This is a genomic window from Cupriavidus sp. 96C5-1 (assembly GCF_057798855.1).
Genome location: NZ_JBYOJU010000003.1, coordinates 356,389 through 374,298, shown reverse-complemented (window position 1 = coordinate 374,298; position 17,910 = coordinate 356,389). Strand labels below are relative to the sequence as shown.

General features: G+C 67.3%; 15 protein-coding genes. 1 reads left to right on the top strand and 14 read right to left on the bottom strand.

Translation table 11 applies throughout. The annotated features are described in order from the left end of the window. Window positions 1-62: 62 nt before the first annotated feature. The 10 genes from AC3FOF_RS06480 to edd form a co-directional block, all read right to left on the bottom strand. Window positions 63-353, bottom strand: a complete 291-nt coding sequence (locus AC3FOF_RS06480; RefSeq protein ID WP_017225196.1) for a DUF1330 domain-containing protein — start codon at window positions 351-353, stop codon at window positions 63-65. 90 nt (window positions 354-443) lie between these two features. Continuing rightward, window positions 444-1,316: a 3-deoxy-8-phosphooctulonate synthase gene (gene kdsA, locus AC3FOF_RS06475; protein ID WP_488726083.1), complete on the bottom strand. Its 873-nt coding sequence runs from the start codon at window positions 1,314-1,316 to the stop codon at window positions 444-446. Between the two features lie 31 nt (window positions 1,317-1,347). Further along, complete coding sequence (gene pyrG, locus AC3FOF_RS06470; protein ID WP_017225198.1) at window positions 1,348-3,000, bottom strand: CTP synthase; 1,653 nt, start codon at window positions 2,998-3,000, stop codon at window positions 1,348-1,350. Between the two features lie 169 nt (window positions 3,001-3,169). Next, entirely contained in the window at window positions 3,170-4,006 is an 837-nt protein-coding gene (locus AC3FOF_RS06465) for an alpha/beta fold hydrolase (protein ID WP_276264176.1), read from the bottom strand. Between the two features lie 31 nt (window positions 4,007-4,037). Beyond that, window positions 4,038-4,859 carry a proteasome-type protease gene (locus AC3FOF_RS06460; RefSeq protein ID WP_035816109.1) on the bottom strand — a complete coding sequence of 274 codons (822 nt, stop codon included), beginning with the start codon at window positions 4,857-4,859 and terminating at the stop codon, window positions 4,038-4,040. 130 nt (window positions 4,860-4,989) lie between these two features. Then, on the bottom strand, window positions 4,990-5,814 hold the full coding sequence (locus AC3FOF_RS06455) for a transglutaminase family protein (RefSeq protein WP_488726082.1): 825 nt from the start codon (window positions 5,812-5,814) through the stop codon (window positions 4,990-4,992). Window positions 5,815-5,861: 47 nt separating this feature from the next. After that, window positions 5,862-6,815: an alpha-E domain-containing protein gene (locus AC3FOF_RS06450; protein WP_017229821.1), complete on the bottom strand. Its 954-nt coding sequence runs from the start codon at window positions 6,813-6,815 to the stop codon at window positions 5,862-5,864. A gap of 103 nt (window positions 6,816-6,918) precedes the next feature. Beyond that, entirely contained in the window at window positions 6,919-8,391 is a 1,473-nt protein-coding gene (locus AC3FOF_RS06445) for a circularly permuted type 2 ATP-grasp protein (protein WP_276264178.1), read from the bottom strand. 283 nt (window positions 8,392-8,674) lie between these two features. Next, window positions 8,675-9,184, bottom strand: coding sequence for a gluconokinase (locus AC3FOF_RS06440; protein WP_017229819.1), 510 nt, complete (start codon window positions 9,182-9,184; stop codon window positions 8,675-8,677). Between the two features lie 185 nt (window positions 9,185-9,369). After that, window positions 9,370-11,256 carry a phosphogluconate dehydratase gene (gene edd / locus AC3FOF_RS06435; protein ID WP_488726081.1) on the bottom strand — a complete coding sequence of 629 codons (1,887 nt, stop codon included), beginning with the start codon at window positions 11,254-11,256 and terminating at the stop codon, window positions 9,370-9,372. A 315-nt stretch (window positions 11,257-11,571) separates the two neighbouring features. Between edd and AC3FOF_RS06430 the strand changes: the two genes are divergently transcribed. Further along, window positions 11,572-12,510, top strand: a complete 939-nt coding sequence (locus AC3FOF_RS06430) for a MurR/RpiR family transcriptional regulator (RefSeq protein ID WP_488726080.1) — start codon at window positions 11,572-11,574, stop codon at window positions 12,508-12,510. Here AC3FOF_RS06430 and AC3FOF_RS06425 read toward each other — a convergent pair. The 4 genes from AC3FOF_RS06425 to AC3FOF_RS06410 form a co-directional block, all read right to left on the bottom strand. Then, a complete protein-coding gene (locus AC3FOF_RS06425) occupies window positions 12,422-14,893 on the bottom strand; it encodes a DNA internalization-related competence protein ComEC/Rec2 (protein ID WP_488726079.1) in 2,472 nt (823 codons plus the stop codon). The two genes, AC3FOF_RS06430 and AC3FOF_RS06425, sit on opposite strands and share 89 nt — an antisense overlap. Before the next feature lie 62 nt (window positions 14,894-14,955). Next, the gene (locus tag AC3FOF_RS06420; protein WP_488726078.1) at window positions 14,956-15,846 is read right to left on the bottom strand and encodes a TatD family hydrolase; all 891 of its coding nucleotides are present in this window, start codon (window positions 15,844-15,846) and stop codon (window positions 14,956-14,958) included. A gap of 32 nt (window positions 15,847-15,878) precedes the next feature. Next, complete coding sequence (lolD, locus tag AC3FOF_RS06415; protein WP_276264182.1) at window positions 15,879-16,625, bottom strand: lipoprotein-releasing ABC transporter ATP-binding protein LolD; 747 nt, start codon at window positions 16,623-16,625, stop codon at window positions 15,879-15,881. Further along, a complete protein-coding gene (locus AC3FOF_RS06410) occupies window positions 16,618-17,868 on the bottom strand; it encodes a lipoprotein-releasing ABC transporter permease subunit (protein ID WP_488726077.1) in 1,251 nt (416 codons plus the stop codon). Before AC3FOF_RS06410 ends, lolD begins: the two co-directional genes overlap by 8 nt. Window positions 17,869-17,910: the final 42 nt, after the last annotated feature.

Here is a 17,910-nt window from a genome sequence, read left to right as displayed (position 1 = left end):
TGCGTACTGCACGGGCGCCAGGCCCTGGACAACGACGACTGCGACACGATGTGCGGGAGCGCTTAAACGCCCTCGACCACGATCATGCTCATGCGCGCGGCGTGCTCGCGGGACTTGCGCGCGGCGCGGTATTCCTCGCTATCGTGAAACGACTTCGCCGCCTCATAGCTGGGAAACTTCAGCACTACCACGCGCGTGGGAGCCCAATCGCCCTCGAGCTTCCCGGTCTTGCCGCCACGCACCAGTACCTCGGCGCCATGCACCTTCATGGCATGGCTGGAGAGCACCTTGTATTCTTCGTACTGCAGGGGATCGGTGACATCGACGTGGGCAATGATATAGCCGCTGGCCATGGCGTATCTCCGTATGATCTTATGATGTCGATTCTATCTGGCTGATCATGGCCGCCTGATGACGGCCATGACGGCAACGGCACCGCGCGCTCAGGCGCAGCTCGCCGGCCAGCTGAAATTGTCTTCAAGGAAACCCGAGCGCTTGACCAGCGTGTCGAGTTCCTTGAGCACCGTCAGCAATTCCTTCATGCGCGACAGCGGCACCGCGTTGGGGCCGTCGGACATGGCCTTGCTCGGGTCCGGATGGGTTTCCATGAACAGGCCCGCCACACCGGTCGCAACGGCGGCGCGCGACAGCACCGGCACGAACTCGCGCTGGCCGCCGGAGCTGGTGCCCTGGCCGCCCGGCAACTGCACCGAGTGTGTGGCGTCGAATACCACCGGCGCTCCGGTCTCGCGCATGATCGCGAGCGAGCGCATGTCGGAGACCAGGTTGTTGTAACCGAAGGATACACCGCGCTCGCAAGCCATGAAGCTGTCTTCCGGCAGCCCCGCCTCGCGCGCGGCATCGCGTGCCTTGTCGATGACGTTCTTCATGTCGTGCGGCGCGAGGAACTGCCCCTTCTTGATGTTGACGGGGCGGCCGCTCTGCGCGCAGGCGCGGATGAAATCGGTCTGCCGGCACAGGAAGGCCGGCGTCTGCAGCACGTCGACCACCGCTGCCACCGGTTTGACTTCGTCGATCTCGTGGATGTCGGTCAGCACCGGCACGCCGATCTCGCGCTTGACGGTCGCGAGGATCTCGAGCCCTTTCTCCATGCCCAGCCCGCGGAAGGTCCTGCCCGACGAGCGGTTGGCCTTGTCGAACGAGGACTTGTAGATAAACGGGATACCGAGCTCACCCGTGATCGCCTTGAGCTCGCCGGCGGTATCCAGCGCCATCTGCTCGGACTCGATCACGCACGGACCGGCGATCAGGAAGAACGGCCGGTCCAGGCCGACGTCAAATCCACAGAGTTTCATCACTAGTCTCCTGCTTGCGGTGCCGGGGGCCTCAGCCCGCCTTGCGCTGCTGGCTGGCCAGCGCCGCTTCCACGTAGGCCTTGAACAGCGGATGGCCGTCGCGCGGGGTGGAGGTGAATTCCGGGTGGAACTGCACGCCCACGAACCACGGGTGCATGCTTTCCGGCAGCTCCATCATCTCGGGCAGGTCTTCGGTCGGGGTACGCGCCGAAATCACCATGCCCGCCTTTTCCAGCGTCGGCACATAGTGGTTGTTGACTTCGTAGCGGTGACGATGGCGTTCGTTGACTTCCGCGCCATAGATCTGGCCAGCCTTGGTCCCCGCCTTCACCGGCACGCGCTGCGCGCCAAGGCGCATGGTGCCGCCCAGGTCGGAATCGGCGGAGCGCTGCTCCACCTTGCCTTCGCGGTCGACCCATTCGGTGATCAGCGCGACCACCGGATGCTCGGTTTCGAGGTTGAACTCGGTCGAGTTGGCATCGGCCATGGCCGCCACGTGGCGGGCAAACTCGATCACCGCCAGCTGCATGCCCAGGCAGATGCCCAGGTACGGCACCTTGTTCTCGCGCGCATATTGGATCGCGCGGATCTTGCCTTCCGTGCCGCGCTTGCCGAAGCCGCCCGGCACCAGGATGGCGTCCAGCGGCTTGAGCACTTCGAGGTGGCCGGATTCGAGTTCTTCCGAATCGATGTACTCGATGTTCACGCGGGTGGCGGTGTGCATGCCGGCGTGGCGCAGCGCTTCGATCAGCGACTTGTACGACTCGGTCAGGTCGACATACTTGCCGACCATGCCGATGGTGATCTCGTGCTGCGGATTTTCCTGGGCATTGACCAGGCGCTGCCACATGGAGAGATCGGCCGGCTTCGGATCGATACGCAGTTCCTCGCAGATCAGGCGGTCGAGGCCTTGCTCGTTGAGCATCTGCGGAATCTTGTAGATGCTGTCGACGTCCCACACCGAGATCACGGCTTCCTGCGGGATATTGGCGAACAGCGAAATCTTGGCACGCTCGTCGTCCGGGATCGGGCGGTCGGCGCGGCACAGCAGCGCGGTCGGCGAAATGCCGATTTCACGCAGCTTCTGCACCGAATGCTGGGTCGGCTTGGTCTTCAGCTCGCCGGCGCTGGCAATGAACGGCACCAGCGTCAGGTGCACGAAGGCGGCGTGGTTGCGACCCATGCGCAGGCTCATCTGGCGCGCGGCTTCCAGGAAGGGCAGCGACTCGATATCGCCGACCGTGCCACCGATCTCCACCAGGGCCACGTCGGCCTTGCCACCGTGCGACGCAGCCGCGCCGCGCTCGATGAAGGCCTGGATCTCGTTGGTGATGTGCGGAATCACCTGCACCGTCTTGCCGAGGTACTCGCCGCGGCGTTCCTTGCGGATCACCGACTCGTAGATCTGGCCCGTGGTGAAGTTGTTCGACTTGCGCATCTTGGCCGAGACGAAACGCTCGTAGTGGCCGAGATCGAGGTCGGTTTCCGCGCCGTCTTCCGTGACGAACACTTCGCCATGCTGGAAGGGGCTCATCGTGCCGGGATCGACGTTGATGTAGGGATCGAGCTTGAGGAGGGTGACTTTGAGGCCGCGCGACTCGAGAATGGCCGCGAGCGAAGCAGCAGCGATGCCCTTGCCGAGAGAAGAGACGACGCCACCGGTGACGAAGACGAATTTGGTCATAAACCGAGCTTGCCGGGGAAATCGGGATTATACATGAGACCCCGGCTGCTGCACCGCCGCATTTGTGACAAGCAGCATTGCCGTGCACCGTTGAGGCGCATCCGCCGCTTCGCAGGCGCACCCTGCCGCGTCCCGCCGGAGAACGCTCCGCCGCCGCTGCGGCGCGGACTCATGCGATTACCGTAGACCCATTCCGGGCCGCAGGCAAATCCGTCCGCATGGCGTCGATCAGCTCGCCGATCAGCGTGGCGGTCTGCCCGGGGCGCTCCATTGGATAGAGATGCCCACCTTCTATGAAGCGCAGCCGCTCGCCCACCAGCTTGCGCGTGGCGCCCAGCCCGCATTGCCGGACTTCCCGCGAACGCGTGCCGGCGACAAAGCCGACCGGCACCGGCGCTCCGCGGGCCACGCGCGAGCCCAGGCTGGTGGGCAGCGTGCGATAGATCCTGTATTCGATTTCCCGCTCGAAACGCAGGCGGCGTTCCGCATCGTTGCCGGTGGGCTCGGTGCCGTGCATGGCATAGTCGCGCAGCACTTCCTCGTCCCACGCCGCGAACACGGGCTTGGCACGGAAATGCTGCCAGACCGCCTCCGCGTCCGGCCAATGGGTGCGCCGCCGCCGCGTCACCGCCGCCGGCCCCGGCCGCTCGTCCAGGCCAAAGCGCTGCCCGGCCTTGAGCAGGGCGGCACGCCAGCCGGCGATCACGGGCGAGTCGAGCATCACCACGCCGCGCACCCATTGCGGGCGCTGCAGCGCCGCCATCAGCGACAGGAAGCCACCTAGCGAATGCCCTACCAGCCAGACCGGCTCGCGGTAATTCCGCTCCAGCGAGGCCAGCAACTCATCGACCAGGTGCGGCCACTCGCGCGTGACCGGGAATTTCGGGTCGTGGCCGTAGCGGTCCACGGCGCGGATCTCGAAGTCGTCTTCTAGCAGGGCAAAGAGCTTGCGGTAGGTACTGACCGGAAAGCCGTTGGCATGCGAAAAATGCAGGATGTCGCGCATCGGTGGGTTGTGGCGGGCCGTTGGCCGGCCGTCAGTCGCGCGTGGCCGCGCGTTCGCGACTGGCGCGCACGGGCTGGCCCCAGCGGTCATTTTCGTTCTGGCGCGCCAGCGGGAATTCAGCCGGCGCCGCAGCATCCCACTCGGGATCGTTGATCTCGCCGAACACCTGCCGCAGCCGGTGGCCCCAGGTGTCGCGGATCATGCGGAAATAGGCGTTCTTCTCGTCGATGCTGACAAAACGGGTCACGCGCAGCGAATCGGTCTCGTAGACCAGCAGGTCCAGCGGCAGGCCCACCGAGATATTCGACTTGAGCGTGGAATCCATCGACACCAGCGCGCACTTGGCCGCCTCGCCCAGCGGCAGCGACGGCTCGACCAGGCGATCGATGATGGGCTTGCCGTACTTGGCCTCGCCGATCTGGAAGTAGCAATTCTCGGGCGTGGCCTCGACAAAATTGCCCGCCGCATACACATGGAACAGCCGCGCCCGCTCGCCATGGATCTGGCCGCCGAAAATCAGGCTCACATTGAACTCGATGCCAGCCTCGCGCAGGGCATGGGCATCGTGCTTGTGCACCTGGCGCACCGCATCGCCGACGATGGAAGCCGCCTCGAACATGTCGCGGGCAGTCCACAAGGAACGCTTCTCGTCGCGGCCTTCGGCCAGGATCTGGCGCACCGACTGGCTGATCGCCAGGTTACCGGCGCTCAGCAACACCATGACGCGATCGCCGGGCTCCTCGAACACGGTCATCTTGCGTGCGGTCGAAATCGCGTCGACCCCGGCATTGGTGCGGGAGTCGGAGAGGAACACCAGGCCGGCATCCAGCCGCATGGCTACACAATACGTCATGATCTTGTCTTGTTATGGTGCGCGATCGCGCCCGGCGCACCGCACGGGACCAGGCCACATTCTAGCGCCCCTCCGATACGACCGGAGCACCGGGCCGCGCTCCGTTTCAGTGCATCGCGCACCACTCGGCCTACACCCATGGTGCAATGGCGATCTCGACGGCCAGCCGCTCGCCGCTGCCGCCCTCGCGCACGCCGCGCACCGGTGCGGCCATGCGGTAGTCGCGCCCCACCGCCAGCCGCACATGGCGCGCATCGCTCAGGCAGCGGTGGGTCACATCGATGCTGCACCATAGCTCCTTGCCCACATCCACGCAGACATCGGCCCAGGCATGGCTGGCCAGTGCCGACGCCGCCGGGTCGTAGAAATAGCCGCTGACATAACGCGCCGGTATGCCAAGGGCACGGCAACACGCCACCATTACCTGCGCCTGGTCCTGGCAGACCCCGCTGCCTAGCGCAAACGCTTCGCCGGCAGAAGTACCCACATCAGTGCTATCGGCCCTGTAGCGCACCCGCCCGGCAATCCCGCCGGCCAGCGCCAACAGCGCCGGCACCTCATGTCCCGCCGCCAGGTAGGGCGCGGCGAAACGGATCATTTCCGGCACCGGCATCGTCAGCGGCGTGCCGCCGAGATAGTACAGCGGCGACACCCGGGTCTCCCCCGCAGGCGGCGCGTCGCAGAACACCGGCGCGTGCGCGCCGCCGGGCGGCGTCACCTCGACCACGCCGGCGGCATCGATCACCAGCGTATGCGCGGGCCCCGCCACGGTAAAGCTATGGACGATATTGCCGAAACCGTCACGCGCCTCGGAAAGGTTGCCAGGCACCGTCAGCTGCCACTCCCGCACAGCCTGCAGCGGGCCGGAGCGCGGCGCGAGCCGCAGTTCGTGCACGCTGCGCAGGAGCGGTTCGGCATAACGGTAGACGGTCTTGTGATGGATCTTGTATTTCACGATGTGGCGAGGCCGTCACGACCACCCCACTCCAGACACTAGGTGGGTCAGGCAGTCACCAGCGGCACGAGGAAGTCCCGGCTGATGCCATTGCCGAGGTCGCCGATGCGCTCCAGGAAACTGGTCAGGTAAGCGTGCAGGCCGACGGCGAAAATGTCGTCGATGCGCGCATATTTCAAATCGGCGTGGAGTTTACCAGCCTGCCGCTCGGTCTCCGACGAATGCTGGTTGGCCACCAGCGCCAGGATCGCCACCACTTCGTCCATGCTGGCCACCAGCGAGCGCGGCATGTCCGGGCGCAGCACCAGCAGCTCCGCCACCCGCTCCGGCGTGATCACCGTACGGTAGATCTTGCGGTAGACCTCGAAGCCCGACACCGAGCGCAGCACCGCCGCCCAGTGATAAAAATCGTTGGCGTCGCGGTTGGGGTCGCTGTCGTCCACGCTGCTGGCCTGGAACTTCACGTCGAGTATCCGCGCGGTATTGTCGGCGCGCTCCAGGAAGGTCCCCAGCCGCATGAAGTGGAAGGCATCGTCCTTGAGCATGGTGCCGAACTGCACGCCACGCGCCAGGTGCGAGCGGAACTTGACCCATTCGAAGAACTGCGACGGATCCTCGCGCAGCACGCCGTCGGCAATCATGCGCTGCACGTCCAGCCAGGTGGTGTTGATGGTCTCCCACACCTCGGTGGTCAGCGAGCCGCGCACCGCCCGCGCGTTCTCGCGCGCCGCGCGCAGGCAGCTCATGATCGACGACACATTGGTCATGTCGCGCACCATGAAGTCGATCACGTCGTCGCGCGTGAGCAGGCCGTACTTGTGGTCGAACACGCTGGTCAGCTCGGAGATGTCGAGCATGGCCCACCAGCCCTGCTCCGCCACTTCCGCCGATTGCGGCAGCAGCGAAGTCTGGTAATTCACATCCAGCATGCGCGCGGTGTTCTCCGCGCGCTCGGTATAGCGCGCCATCCAGAACAGGTGGTCGGCGGTGCGGCTAAGCATGGTCAGTCCCCTCGTGTTGCGCTGTGCGCCCGCGCGCCGCCGGCATGGCGGCGGCCGGCGCGGATCCCCAAACTAGTCTCGCGTGTGCACGCGCAGCCGCGTGTCAGCGCTCCAGCACCCAGGTGTCCTTGGTGCCCCCGCCCTGCGAGGAGTTGACCACCAGCGAGCCCTCCCGCAGCGCCACCCGGGTCAGGCCGCCGGGCACCATGCGCACGTCCTTGCCCGACAGCACGAACGGCCGCAGGTCGATGTGGCGCGGCGCGATGCCCGACTCCACATAGGTCGGGCAGGTCGACAGCGCCAGTGTGGGCTGCGCGATATATTGCTCCGGACGCGCACGCACGACCTCGCGGAAGGTGTCGATCTCCGCGCGCGTGGCGGCCGGCCCCACCAGCATGCCGTAGCCGCCGGCGCCATGGGTTTCCTTCACCACCAGTTCGTCCATGTGGTCGAGCACGTACTGCAGGTCGTCGGGGCGGCGGCACATATAGGTCGGCACGTTGTTCAGGATCGCGTCTTCGCCGAGGTAGAAGCGGATCATGTCCGGCACATAGGGATAGATCGACTTGTCGTCGGCCACGCCGGTGCCGATGGCATTGCAGATATTGACGTTGCCGGCGCGATAGACCGACAGCAGCCCGGCCGCGCCCAGCGCGGAATCGGGCCGGAACACCAGCGGGTCGAGGAAGTCGTCGTCGACCCGGCGATAGATCACGTCGATGCGCTGCGGGCCTTGCGTGGTGCGCATGTAGAGATGATCGTCCTGCACGAACAGGTCGCTGCCCTCGACCAGTTCCACGCCCATCTGCTGGGCCAGGAAGGCGTGTTCGAAGTAGGCGGAGTTGTACATGCCGGGCGTCAGCACCACCACGGTGGGATCGGCGATGTTCTGCGGCGAGACCCCGCGCAGCATGTCGAGCAGCAGGTCCGGATAGTGCGCCACCGGCGCCACGCGGTTGCGCGCGAACAGGTCCGGGAACAGGCGCATCATCATCTTGCGGTTCTCCAGCATGTAGGAGACACCGGAGGGTACGCGCAGGTTGTCTTCCAGCACGTAGAACTCGCCCTCGCCCGCGCGCACCACGTCGATGCCGGCGATGTGCGCGTAGATATCGCGCGGTACGTCGATGCCCAGCATCTCGGGCCGGTACTGCGCGTTGTTGTAGATCTGGTCGGGCGGGATCACGCCGGCGCGGATGATGTCCTGGCCGTGGTAGATATCGTGGATAAAGCGATTCAGCGCCGCTACCCGCTGACGCAGCCCGCGCTCCAGCGTGGCCCACTCGCTGGCGGGAAAGATACGGGGAATCACGTCGAACGGGATGGTCCGCTCGGTGCCGCTGTTGGACTCATCCTTGTCGCCGTACACGGCGAAGGTGATGCCCACGCGCCGGAAGATCAGGTCCGCCTCCGCGCGCTTGTTGCCCATGGTGCCTTCGGACTGTCGTGCCAACCAGTCTGCGAAATGCTTGTAGTGCCCCCGCACCGCGCCTGCCGGCAGGGACTGCCCCGCGTGGATCGCTGCTGCCACGCCATCTTGCCAATCGAGCATCTCGTCGAAAAACCGCGCCGCCATGATGGCCGTTCCTCCATGATTCGGGCGCCGCCCAAACTACCGGCAACCCCGTTTTGATTGGCTTCTATTTCCCGGCACAGCACCTTGAGATCATCACCCGAGGTCCGGCGGCATCGCCGCGAACCGTCTCGTCATATTCGAAGTGCTGTCCCTATAGGATACCTATGGCCGCGAAAGCCGCAAGCAGCGGACGTTCGCGCCATCGAAGATGGATTAAGCAAGATATCTGCCAGCCCCTCCCGTAGCCGGCTATCGACCCGCTGCCGGCGCCGCCGGCAGCGCTTTAGCGCGCTACCGCCGCGCCTGCCCCGGCAGGCACCTCGGCCAGGATACGCTGCACCAGCGCTTCCGGCGTCTGGCGGATGTCGAGCACCAGCGCGTCGCACGGCTCCTCGAGCGTATCGAACTGGCTTTGCAGCAGCGCCGGATTGAAGAAATGCTCGCTGCGCCCGGCCAGGCGGCCGCCGATCACCGCGGCGTCGCCCTTCATGAAGACAAAGGTCACGCCGCCATCGGGCGGCGTCAGGCGGTCGCGATAGGCCTGCCGCAGCGCCGAGCAGGTGAACACATGGGTGCGCCCCTCGGCGCGGGCCGTGTCGATGGCCGCGCGCATGGCCGCGAGCCAGGGCCAGCGGTCTTCGTCGGTCAGCGCAATGCCGTTGTGCATCTTCGCCTTGTTGGCGTCGCTGTGGAATTCGTCGGCGTCATGGAAGCCGCAATGCAGGGTCTTGGCCAGCAGTTGGCCGACCGTGGTCTTTCCGCTGCCGGAAACGCCCATCAGGATGTAGATCATGTCTGCTCCAACGATCATGGTCGGATGGTTTTCCCATCCTTGTCGGTAGTCCCCGCGCCGGCCGCCGGCTGGCTCCGGAAGCGTTCCGGCCATGGGGCCATGATAGGCCGCGCATGCGCCGGCTTGGGGTCGTCCCCGTAGCCGTCGGCTCACGGGAACACAAATGACACTAAGGCGCCGCCTGCCTATTGTGCGACGGCTGCGCCCGCATGGACAGCGCCGGGCGCATCGGCCTCGGACAGGTCGAGCGCGCTGCCGCCCTCCTCCGCGATCCGCGCGTTGCGCCGGAACAGGCCGAACAGGCCGCGGCCGACGCTGAAGCTGGCGAAAGCGTCGTCCGCCAGTACCGCCGAGGGGCGCGCCGCCAGCACGGTCTCGCCATCGGCGCCGCCGAGCCATTCGAGGGTGCCGGCCACGGCGTCCACGCGAATGCGGTCGCCATCGCGCACGCGCGCCAGCGGGCCGCCCGCAAGTGCTTCCGGGCCCACATGAATCACCGCCGGCACCTTGCCGGAAGCACCGGACATGCGCCCGTCGGTCACCAGCGCGACCTTGTGGCCGGCGTCCAGCAGGGAGCCCAGCACCGGCGTAAGGCGGTGCAACTCGGGCATGCCATTGGCATTGGGCCCCTGGAAGCGCACCACCGCGACCATATCGCCGGCGAGTTCGCCAGCCTCGAAGGCAGCCTGCAGGCCTTCCTGCGAATCGAATACGCGCGCCGGCGCTTCCACCACCCGGTGCTCGGGCGCGACAGCGGAAACCTTGATCATGCCGCGGCCGAGATTGCCCTGCAGCAAGCGCAAGCCGCCTTCGGCCGAGAACGGCTCGGCCGCGGTGGCCAGGACCGCCGCATCGCCGCTGACGGCGGCGCCATCGCGCCACAGCAGTTCGCCATCGATCATCACCGGCTCCTGCGTGTAGCGCGCCAGGCCGCGCCCGGCCACCGTTTCCACATCCTCGTGCAACAGCCCGGCGTCGAGCAACTGGCGAATCACATAGGCCACGCCGCCGGCGGCATGGAAATGATTCACATCGGCCGAACCGTTGGGATAGACCCGCGCCAGCAGCGGCGTGATGCGCGAGAGCCGGTCGAAATCATCCCAGTCGATGATGATCCCTGCCGCGCGCGCCATCGCCACCAGGTGAATGGTGTGGTTGGTCGAACCGCCGGTGGCCAGCAGGCCGACCACCGCATTGACGACCGCGTGCTCATTGACGATACGCGCCAGCGGAAGGTAGCCGGCACCGCGCGCGGTCAGCGCCAGCGCGCGCTGCGCGGCGGCTGCGGTGAGCGCGTCGCGCAAGCCGCTGTCGGGATGCACGAAGGCCGCGCCCGGCATGTGCAGCCCCATGATTTCCATCAGGAACTGGTTGCTGTTGGCGGTGCCGTAGAAGGTGCAGGTACCGGCCCCGTGGTAAGCCTCGCATTCGGCCTCCAGCAAGACTTCGCGGCCAACCTGGCCGGTCGCGTAAAGCTGGCGCACGCGCGCCTTTTCCTTGTTGGACAAGCCGGTAGACATCGGTCCCGCCGGCACGAACACCACCGGAAGATGGCCGAACTGCAGCGCGCCCATCAGCAGGCCCGGCACGATCTTGTCGCAGACGCCCAGCATCAGCGCGGCATCGAAGGTGTTATGCGACAGCGAGACCGCCGTGGCCATGGCGATGGCGTCGCGCGAGAACAGCGACAGTTCCATGCCGGCATTGCCCTGCGTGATGCCGTCGCACATCGCCGGTACGCCGCCGGCCACCTGCGCCACCGCGCCGACCGCACGCGCGGCCGCGCGGATCACGCCGGGGTAGCGTTCGTACGGCTGGTGGGCCGACAGCATGTCGTTATAGGCGGTGACGATGCCGAGATTGGCAGCATGCTCGACACGCAGCTTGAGCTTATCGTGCGCCGGCAGCGCGGCCAGTCCGTGCGCGAGGTTGGCGCAGGACAGCCCGCGCAGGGGACCCAACTCTTGCTGGGCACGTTCGCAGCGCGCCAGGTAAGCGGCGCGGCTGCCGCGGCTGCGCGCGATCACGCGCGCGGTGACGGCCTGGACTTCGGCGTGGAGGGCTTGTGACATTCGGGGGAGTTCCTGGTCGTGATTCGGGATCGTATCCGGGAGTACTGGTGAACGGCTTTTATCTGTAGATTTTCTACATTATATCCAAAGCCTCTCCAAAAGCACCGTACCAGCACATCACAAAGCGCCTTATATTCAACAAATATGCCTAGAATAGGTGAAACCCCTAAAGAAAGACCGCACCCGGTCAGCGCTGACCCCATCCGGAATTATGTAGAATATCTACATAGCATTGAACATTCAGACCTCCAGATGCCGGGGCCATGACCTGAAGCAGAAAGAACGCCCCTGGCACCAGCAAAGCCCACCCCTACCATGCGCGACCGAATCCTTGCCGTCTACGACACGCTTCGCCCCTCCGAACGCCGCCTGGCCGATTACGTGGCCCGCCACGGCGCCAGCGTGATCCGTCTGTCGATGCCCGAACTGGCCGAGCGTGCTGGCGTGTCGCAGCCCACCATTGCGCGCTTTTGCGCTGCGCTGGGCTATGACGGCTTTCGCGAATTCAAGCTCCAGTTTGCCCAGAACGTAGGCGGCGGCACGCCCTTCGTCCACCAGGACGTCAAGGCCGAGGACCGTCCCGCCGACATTGCCGGCAAGGTCTTCGACCGCACCATCGCGACCCTGATGACGGTGCGCAACGCGCTGTCGGCAGACCAGATCGAGCACGGCATCCGCTTGCTCGCCGCAGCGCACCGCATCGAGTTCTATGGCTGCGGCAACTCGGGCATCGTCGCGCTCGACATCCAGCACAAGTTCTTCCGCCTCGGCATCCCTACCACGGCATACTCGGACTCGCATGTGTTCAGCATGTCGGCAGCGCTGCTCGGGCCCGGCGACGTGGCCGTGCTGGTCTCCAACAGCGGGCGCACCTGGGACATGCTGGCGGCCGCCACGCTGGCCCGCGCCAGCGGCGCCAGCGTGCTGGCGCTGACCCACAGCGGCTCGCCGCTGGCCGCGCTGGCCGATGTCTGCGTGTTCTCCGACGTGGAGGAGGACAGCGAGGTGTACACCCCGATGACCTCCCGCATCTGCCACCTGGTGCTGGGCGATGTGCTCGCGGCCGGCGTCGCGCTGGAGCGCGCCGATATCGTTTCCGCCGGCCTGCAGCGGGCCAAGGCGCATCTGCGCGAGCGCCGCATAGCCCAGGCGGAACCCGCGAACCTCAGCGAGGCGCAGGTGGCGCCGCGCGCCAGTAGCGGCGCTCGTGCTGGCGGTAAGCCTGCACCGCGTAGGACTCGCCGCGCGTCGTGACCTGGACCGCGCCGGTCTCGTCGCTGCGATAGCGGGCCACCCCGTACGAACCATAGCGATCCCACACCTCTGGGCGCGGATACCCGTGGCGGTTGCGGTAGCCCAGTTGGAACAGCGCCAGCTCGGGCGCCACCACCGCCAGGAAGGATCCGCTCGATGAGGTGGTGCTGCCGTGGTGCGGCACCAGCATGAAGTCGGCGCGCAAGTCCTGCAGCGGCAGGCGCTCCAGCATGGCGGCCTCGGTCCGCCGGCCGATATCGCCGGTCAGCAGCAGGCTGCGCCCGCTTCCCTCCACCCTCAGTACGCAGCTGCGCGCATTGCTGTCGATGGCGGTGTTGTGCGCGTAGCCCGGCAAGGGATGCAGCATGGCAAAGCGCACCCCGTCCCACTCCCATTGCTGCCCGGCCTCGCAAGGCCCCGCCTCCGGTGCTGCCGCGCCCGCATGCGGCGCGAGCAGCCGGTGCCCGGGCGGAGCGCCCGCCAGCAGGCTATCCACCGTCAGCGCCGCCATCACATCGCGTGCGCCGCCGGCATGGTCGGGGTCTTCATGGCTGATCACCATCTGGTCCAGCCGCTGCACGCCCGCGCCGCGCAGGTACGGCACGATGGCGCGGGCACCGGCGCTATTGCCCGGCTGGCCCCGCTCCGCGCCCCAGCCGTAGGTCGGCCCGGCGTCGTACAGCAGCACGTGCGAGCGCGTCTCCACCAGCACGGCATTGCCCTGGCCCACGTCGATCGCGGTCGCGCGGAACTCGCCATGCGCCACCGGCTGCCGCCCCGCCACCACCATCGGCAGCAACAGCACCACGCCGTGCAGGCGCGCGCGCAGCCCGCAGCGTATCGGCGCCAGCAACAGCAGCGCGCCGAGCACGGCCAGCGCCAGCGCCGGCGGACCCGCGCGCGCCGCCTGCCATACCGCCCACGGCGGCGCCGCCAGCCACTCCAGCCCAGCCACCAGCCAGTGCAGCAGCGCATGGGCGGCACTCAGCAGCCAGCCGGCCAGCGGCGCGGGCAAGGCCGCCGCCAGCAGGGCCAGCGGCGTCACCAGCAGGCTGACCAGCGGAATGGCCACCGCATTGGCCAGCGGCGAAATCACCGAAACCTGCTGAAACAGCAGCAGGGTCAAGGGCACCAGCCCGATGGTGACCGCCCACTGCGTGCGCGCAGCCTGCGCCAGCGTGTTGCGCAGGCGCTGCCACCACCTGGCGGTGGCGCCAGCGGCAGGCTGCGCCGCGGCCAGGAAGATCACGCCCACCGCGCCAAAGGAAAGCCAGAAGCCCGGCGACAGCACAGCCCAGGGATCCAGCCCGATCGCCACGAACGCGGCCCACGCCAGCACCAGCGAAGCCGGCGGCGTGCGCCCGCCCCACAAGGCAAGCGCCGCTACCGCCAGCATCGACACGGTGCGCAGCGCCGGCACCTGCATGCCAGCCAGCAAGCCGTAGGCCAGGCCCGCCAGCACGGCCGCCACCAAGGCTGCGCGCCGGGCCGGCCACCATAGCGGAAGGGGCCGCCGCAGCCACCGGCCGAGGCCGAAGGAATGCCGCCACAGCCAGAACGCAAGACTGGAAAACAGGCCGGAGATCATGGTGATATGCAGCCCCGAGATGCTGATCAGGTGACCGATGCCGGTGCGCGTGAACAGGATCCAGTCCCGCCCCTGGATGCCGCGCTGGTCCCCCACTACCAGGGCCGCCAGTACCGGGGCGAAGCGGGCGTCCATGGGCAGGCTGCCCAGGATGTGGTCGCGTACCTGCGCCCGCCATCGCGCGATCCGCCACGCCACCCGTTCGCCGACCGCCTCCTGCGGCTCGCCCCGGACATCCCGCACGTGACCGGTGGCGCCGAGTCCCGCCGCCATCAGCCAGTACTCGTAGTCAAAGCCATGGGGATTGGCAAGGCCATGCGGCCGGCGCAGGCGCAACGAGAAAATGTGGCGTTCACCGGGACGCAGCCCGGCCGGCGCATCGTCCCAGCCCAGCAGGATGCGGGAGGGAATACCGCGCGCCAGACCCGGATCGGGATCCGGCTGCAAAGCGGCATCATCGAGCGCGAACGCGAAGCGCTGGCCGCGCCCGGCCTGTGCCGGCAGGCCGGCCACCACGCCGCTCAGCACCAGGTCGACGCCTTCGCGCTCCGGCGCCAGGCTCTCGCCCAGCCAGAGCTCCGCACGCCATGCCGACCAGCCGAAGCCAGCCAGCACGGACAGGGCAAGCAAGGCCGCGCGCGCCCATCTGCGATGGCGCGTACGCCAGCGCAAGGCGAGCACGGCGGCCGCAAGGCCGGCCGCGGCCAGCCCCCACGCTACGCCGCCACGCGGCAGCGAGCCCTGTTGCTGCAGCCACCAGCAACCCGCCACGAAGGCGAGCAGGATCAGACGCATGCCAGCTCCCGGAGGAAGTCGTATGCGTCTGCTTATACGGCCGTTACCGGCCGCGAAACTTGTCAGGATGAGACTGGAAGGTTGCGGATTGTTTCGGCCGAGGCCGGAAGCCGCGATGCGGGCGGCGCGGATGGCGCCATGGTCGCCGCGAAGGCAGCCAGCCGCGGCAGCGCGGCCACCGAGTTGCGCCACATCGCCTGGGCCAGCGGCGCAGCATCGAGGCCTCGCAACGCGCCCAGCACCTTCGCCACCCCCGCCACTTCGGCCGGCGTATTGCGCGCCTTGTGCTGCTCGCCGAACTGGTCGCCGGACAGCCACGCGGGCGCGATATCGGGGGCGTCGGTTTCGAGCACGATGGCGTCGAGCGGCAACTCCTGCGCCAGGCGCCGGATCTGCCTGGCGCGGCTGAAGGTCAGATTGCCGCCGAAACCCAGCTTGAGGCCCTGGTCGATAAAACCCTGCGCCTGCTGCACGCTGCCGTTGAAGGCATGGGCAATGCCCTGACGCACGCCGATGCGGCGCAACTGCGCCGCAACCTGGTCCTGCGACTTGCGCACATGCAGCAGCACCGGCAAGTCGAACTCACGGGCAATCCTGAGCTGCTCGGCATAGATCCAGGTCTGGTGCCCGGCATCAAGCCCGGGCACGAAGAAATCGAGCCCGATCTCGCCGATACCGACAAAGCGCGGATCGCCCAGCGACGCGGCCACCTCCCGGCGCAAGGCGTCGAGATCGGCCTGGGCGGCGCCTGGCGTGCACAGCGGGTGGATGCCCAGCGCGTAGACACAGCTATCGTGCCGCTGCGCCAGCGCGCGCACCGCGGCAAAATTCGACACGGCCACCGCCGGCAGCACAATGCCAGTGACGCCGGCCGCGGCCGCCGCGGCGGCCACGGCATCACGGTCGGCATCGAATTCGCCGGCGTCGAGGTGGCAATGGGTATCGATCCACATGGCGTGCCTGTATGGCTGTGCGTCGCTGCGCCTCAGCGCTCTTGGTGGATATGCCCGTCGCGCAGGCGCAGCACGCGATCGCAACGGCTGGCCAGGTCGAGGTCGTGGGTCACGATCACGAAACTGGTGCCAAGCGTACGCGACAGTTCCAGCATCAGGTCGTAGACGCCGCCCGCGGTGTGGTCATCCAGGTTGCCGGTAGGCTCGTCGGCCAGCACGCAGGCCGGACTGCCGACCAGCGCGCGGGCGATGGCTACCCGTTGCCGCTCGCCGCCGGACAGCTCGCCGGGCCGGTGTTGCGCCCGGTCGCCCAGGCCCACCCGCTCCAGTACCGCCAGCGCCGCCGCGCGCGCCTCGGGCTGACGCAGCCCACGGATGCGCAGCGGCATGGCCACGTTGTCCAGCGCGGTGAATTCGGGCAGCAGGTGGTGGAACTGGTAGATAAAACCCAGCTCGCGGTTGCGCACGATATTGCGCTCGCTCTCGCGCAGCGACGTAAAGGGCCTGCCTTGCAACGCGACGCGGCCGCTGTCCGGGTTGTCGAGTCCGCCCAGCACGTGCAACAGCGTGCTCTTGCCGGAGCCGGAAGCGCCCACGATGGCGACCTTCTCGCCCGCTTCCACCCGCACGTCCACGCCCTTGAGCACGGTGACGTCAAGCCCGCCTTGCCGGAAGCGCTTGGTCAGGCCCTCGGCCAGCAGCACGGGCGTGCCAGCGGCCTTGCCGGGTGCGTCGGCGGCGCTGCCGGCCGGTTCGGCGCGCAACAGGGCTTCACTCATAGCGCAGCGCCTCCGCGGGGTTGACGCGGGCGGCGCGCCAGCTTGGGTAAAGCGTGGCCAGCGTGGCCAGCACGAAAGAGATGATACTGATGGTGGCGATGTCGTTCACGCGGGGGTCCGAAGGTAATTCACTGATGAAGTAGATGTCGCGCGGCAGGAACTGCACATGCAGCAGCCGCTCGATAAAGGGCACGATCACATCGATATTGCAGGCGATCAGCGCACCGCCGGCGACGCCGGCCAGCGTACCGATGAAGCCGATGGCCACGCCCTGCACGATGAAGATCCTGGTGATCGAACCCGGCTGGGCGCCCATGGTGCGCAGGATGGCGATATCGGCCTGCTTGTCCGTCACCGTCATCACCAGCGTGGACACCAGGTTGAAGGCGGCCACCGCGACGATCAGCGTCAGGATGACGAACATCATGCGCTTCTGGGTCTGTACCGAGGCGAACCAGTTGCGGTTCTGCCTGGTCCAGTCGCGCAGGTAGAGCTCGCCGGTCAGCGTGCCGGCCAGCGCATCGGCCACCTGCGGTGCGCGCTGCATGTCTGCCAGCTTCAAACGCACGCCGGTGGGCCCGGTCAGGTGGAACATGGCCTCCGCGTCCTCGATATTGATCAGCGCCAGCGTATTGTCGAACTCGAAGTGACCCGCCGAGAACACACCGACCACGGTGAGTTGCTTGAACTGCAGCGTCGACCCTGCCGCCATGGCGGCGCCCTGCGGCAGCACCAGGGTCACCTTGTCGCCCACCTGCACGCCCATGGCGCTGGCCAGTTCATTGCCCAGCGCGATGCCGAATTCGCCCGGCAGCAGGCGCTCCATGGCGCCGGACCGGAACTGCTTGCCGATATCGGACACCTTGGGCTCCTCGGACGGCTCGACGCCGCGCAGCAGCACGCCACGCACGACATCCTCCCGCATCAGCATGGCCTGGGCCGCCACATAGGGCGCGGCGCCGATCACCTCCTGGTTGCGCATCGCCTCGGCGGCGGTCTTCTGCCAGTCGGGCAGCGCCCCGGGGCCGACCACTTCGATATGCGACAGCACCGACAGCATGCGATCGCGCACTTCCTTCTGGAAGCCGTTCATCACCGACAGCACCACGATCAGCGCCGCCACGCCCAGCGCGATGCCGGCCATGGAAATCATCGAGATAAAGGAAATGAAGGCGTTGCGGCTGGCCCGCCTGCCTGCGCGAGTGTAGCGCCAGCCGATCTGCCACTCGTAGGGGAAGTTCAAGATGGCTCCAGTCGCCAGGAGAGGATTGCCGCCACATGTGGC

Bases quoted from the DNA above. Each gene is read 5' to 3' on its own strand.
- AC3FOF_RS06480 (WP_017225196.1), bottom strand. From the start codon at position 353: ATGGCCAGCGGCTATATCATTGCCCACGTCGATGTCACCGATCCCCTG.
- kdsA (WP_488726083.1), bottom strand. From the start codon at position 1,316: ATGAAACTCTGTGGATTTGACGTCGGCCTGGACCGGCCGTTCTTCCTG.
- pyrG (WP_017225198.1), bottom strand. From the start codon at position 3,000: ATGACCAAATTCGTCTTCGTCACCGGTGGCGTCGTCTCTTCTCTCGGC.
- AC3FOF_RS06465 (WP_276264176.1), bottom strand. From the start codon at position 4,006: ATGCGCGACATCCTGCATTTTTCGCATGCCAACGGCTTTCCGGTCAGT.
- AC3FOF_RS06460 (WP_035816109.1), bottom strand. From the start codon at position 4,859: ATGACGTATTGTGTAGCCATGCGGCTGGATGCCGGCCTGGTGTTCCTC.
- AC3FOF_RS06450 (WP_017229821.1), bottom strand. From the start codon at position 6,815: ATGCTTAGCCGCACCGCCGACCACCTGTTCTGGATGGCGCGCTATACC.
- AC3FOF_RS06445 (WP_276264178.1), bottom strand. From the start codon at position 8,391: ATGGCGGCGCGGTTTTTCGACGAGATGCTCGATTGGCAAGATGGCGTG.
- AC3FOF_RS06440 (WP_017229819.1), bottom strand. From the start codon at position 9,184: ATGATCTACATCCTGATGGGCGTTTCCGGCAGCGGAAAGACCACGGTC.
- edd (WP_488726081.1), bottom strand. From the start codon at position 11,256: ATGTCACAAGCCCTCCACGCCGAAGTCCAGGCCGTCACCGCGCGCGTG.
- AC3FOF_RS06430 (WP_488726080.1), top strand. From the start codon at position 11,572: ATGCGCGACCGAATCCTTGCCGTCTACGACACGCTTCGCCCCTCCGAA.
- AC3FOF_RS06425 (WP_488726079.1), bottom strand. From the start codon at position 14,893: ATGCGTCTGATCCTGCTCGCCTTCGTGGCGGGTTGCTGGTGGCTGCAG.
- AC3FOF_RS06420 (WP_488726078.1), bottom strand. From the start codon at position 15,846: ATGTGGATCGATACCCATTGCCACCTCGACGCCGGCGAATTCGATGCC.
- lolD (WP_276264182.1), bottom strand. From the start codon at position 16,625: ATGAGTGAAGCCCTGTTGCGCGCCGAACCGGCCGGCAGCGCCGCCGAC.